Here is a 2,962-nt window from a genome sequence, read left to right as displayed (position 1 = left end):
TGTCGCCACGCTTCCACCCCGAACCTATCTACCTCATCGTCTTTGAGGGATCTTACTTACTTGCGTAATGGGAAATCTCATCTTGAGGGGGGCTTCGTGCTTAGATGCTTTCAGCACTTATCCCGTCCACACATAGCTACCCAGCGATGCCCTTGGCAGAACAACTGGTACACCAGCGGTGTGTCCATCCCGGTCCTCTCGTACTAAGGACAGCTCCTCTCAAATTTCCTACGCCCACGACGGATAGGGACCGAACTGTCTCACGACGTTCTGAACCCAGCTCGCGTACCGCTTTAATGGGCGAACAGCCCAACCCTTGGGACCGACTACAGCCCCAGGATGCGATGAGCCGACATCGAGGTGCCAAACCTCCCCGTCGATGTGGACTCTTGGGGGAGATAAGCCTGTTATCCCCGGGGTAGCTTTTATCCGTTGAGCGATGGCCCTTCCATGCGGAACCACCGGATCACTAAGCCCGTCTTTCGACCCTGCTCGACTTGTAGGTCTCGCAGTCAAGCTCCCTTCTGCCTTTACACTCTTCGAATGATTTCCAACCATTCTGAGGGAACCTTTGGGCGCCTCCGTTACACTTTAGGAGGCGACCGCCCCAGTCAAACTGCCCGCCTGACACTGTCTCCTACCCGGGTTACGGGTATGGGTTAGAATTTCAATACAACCAGGGTAGTATCCCACCGACGCCTCCTCCGAAGCTGGCGCTCCGGGCTCTAAGGCTCCTACCTATCCTGTACAAGTTGCACCAAAATTCAATATCAAGCTACAGTAAAGCTCCACGGGGTCTTTCCGTCCTGTCGCGGGTAACCTGCATCTTCACAGGTACTATAATTTCACCGAGTCTCTCGTTGAGACAGTGCCCAGATCGTTACGCCTTTCGTGCGGGTCGGAACTTACCCGACAAGGAATTTCGCTACCTTAGGACCGTTATAGTTACGGCCGCCGTTTACTGGGGCTTCAATTCGCACCTTCGCTTGCGCTAAGCACTCCTCTTAACCTTCCAGCACCGGGCAGGCGTCAGCCCCTATACTTCACCTTACGGTTTTGCAGAGACCTGTGTTTTTGCTAAACAGTCGCCTGGGCCTATTCACTGCGGCTCTTCTAGGCTATTCACCCAAAAGAGCACCCCTTCTCCCGAAGTTACGGGGTCATTTTGCCGAGTTCCTTAACGAGAGTTCTCTCGCTCACCTTAGGATTCTCTCCTCGACTACCTGTGTCGGTTTGCGGTACGGGCACCTCCCACCTCGTTAGAGGCTTTTCTTGGCAGTGTGAAATCAGGAACTCCGGACATACGTCCTTGCCATCACAGCTCAATGTTACAGAGTGCGGATTTGCCTACACTCACACCTCACTGCTTGGACGTGCATAACCAACAGCACGCTTACCCTATCCTACTGCGTCCCCCCATCACTCAAACGGTGGGGTGGTGGTACAGGAATATCAACCTGTTGTCCATCGTCTACGCCTATCGGCCTCGACTTAGGTCCCGACTAACCCTGAGCGGACGAGCCTTCCTCAGGAAACCTTAGTCATACGGTGGATGGGATTCTCACCCATCTTTCGCTACTCATACCGGCATTCTCACTTCTAAGCGCTCCACCAGTCCTTCCGGTCTGACTTCAACGCCCTTAGAACGCTCTCCTACCACTGATACCAAAGGTATCAATCCACAGCTTCGGTGATTTGTTTAGCCCCGATACATTTTCGGCGCAGCGTCACTCGACCAGTGAGCTATTACGCACTCTTTAAATGATGGCTGCTTCTAAGCCAACATCCTGGTTGTCTAAGCAACGCCACATCCTTTTCCACTTAACAAATACTTTGGGACCTTAGCTGGTGGTCTGGGCTGTTTCCCTCTTGACTACGGATCTTATCACTCGCAGTCTGACTCCCAAACATAAATCATTGGCATTCGGAGTTTGTCTGAATTCGGTAACCCGGGATGGGCCCCTAGTCCAAACAGTGCTCTACCTCCAAGATTCTAACGTTTGAGGCTAGCCCTAAAGCTATTTCGGAGAGAACCAGCTATCTCCAGGTTCGATTGGAATTTCTCCGCTACCCACACCTCATCCCCGCACTTTTCAACGTGCGTGGGTTCGGACCTCCAGTAAGTGTTACCTCACCTTCATCCTGGACATGGGTAGATCACCTGGTTTCGGGTCTACGACCACATACTCATTCGCCCTATTCAGACTCGCTTTCGCTGCGGCTCCGTCTTCTCAACTTAACCTCGCATGTAATCGTAACTCGCCGGTTCATTCTACAAAAGGCACGCCATCACCCGTTAACGGGCTTTGACTATTTGTAGGCACACGGTTTCAGGGTCTATTTCACTCCCCTTCCGGGGTGCTTTTCACCTTTCCCTCACGGTACTGGTTCACTATCGGTCACTAGGTAGTATTTAGCCTTGGGAGATGGTCCTCCCGGATTCCGACGGAATTTCACGTGTTCCGCCGTACTCAGGATACACTCTGGAGGGAATGAACTTTTGACTACGGGGCTTTTACCCTATCCTGCGGACCTTTCCAGATCGCTTCGTCTAGCTCATTCTTTTGTAACTCCGTATAGAGTGTCCTACAACCCCAAGAGGCAAGCCTCTTGGTTTGGGCTCTTCCCGTTTCGCTCGCCGCTACTCAGGGAATCGAATTTTCTTTCTCTTCCTCCAGGTACTTAGATGTTTCAGTTCCCTGGGTGTGTCTCAGATGCGCTATGTATTCACGCAAATGTACTGCCCCATTACGGGCAGTGGGTTTCCCCATTCGGAAATCTTCGGATCGAAGCTCACTTACAGCTCCCCGAAGCATATCGGTGTTAGTGCCGTCCTTCATCGACTCCTAGTGCCAAGGCATCCACCGTGCGCCCTTATTAACTTAACCTAAAAGTTAAAAGTACTACACTTGCAATCACGTAAGTGATCACAATTTGAATATCTTGCGTTTGTTTCTTTTTT

Annotated in this window: 1 rRNA gene; it reads right to left on the bottom strand. The window is 51.8% G+C overall.

The features are described from left to right. Positions 1–2,888 (bottom strand): 23S ribosomal RNA (locus tag M3627_RS20285); the annotation flags it as partial. Between the last annotated feature and the right edge of the window lie 74 nt (positions 2,889–2,962).

Source organism: Psychrobacillus sp. MER TA 171, from assembly GCF_023713305.1.
Classification (GTDB): Bacteria; Bacillota; Bacilli; order Bacillales_A; family Planococcaceae; genus Psychrobacillus.
Note: the sequence above shows the minus strand (reverse complement) of the source record. Positions and strands in the feature narration are given on the sequence as shown.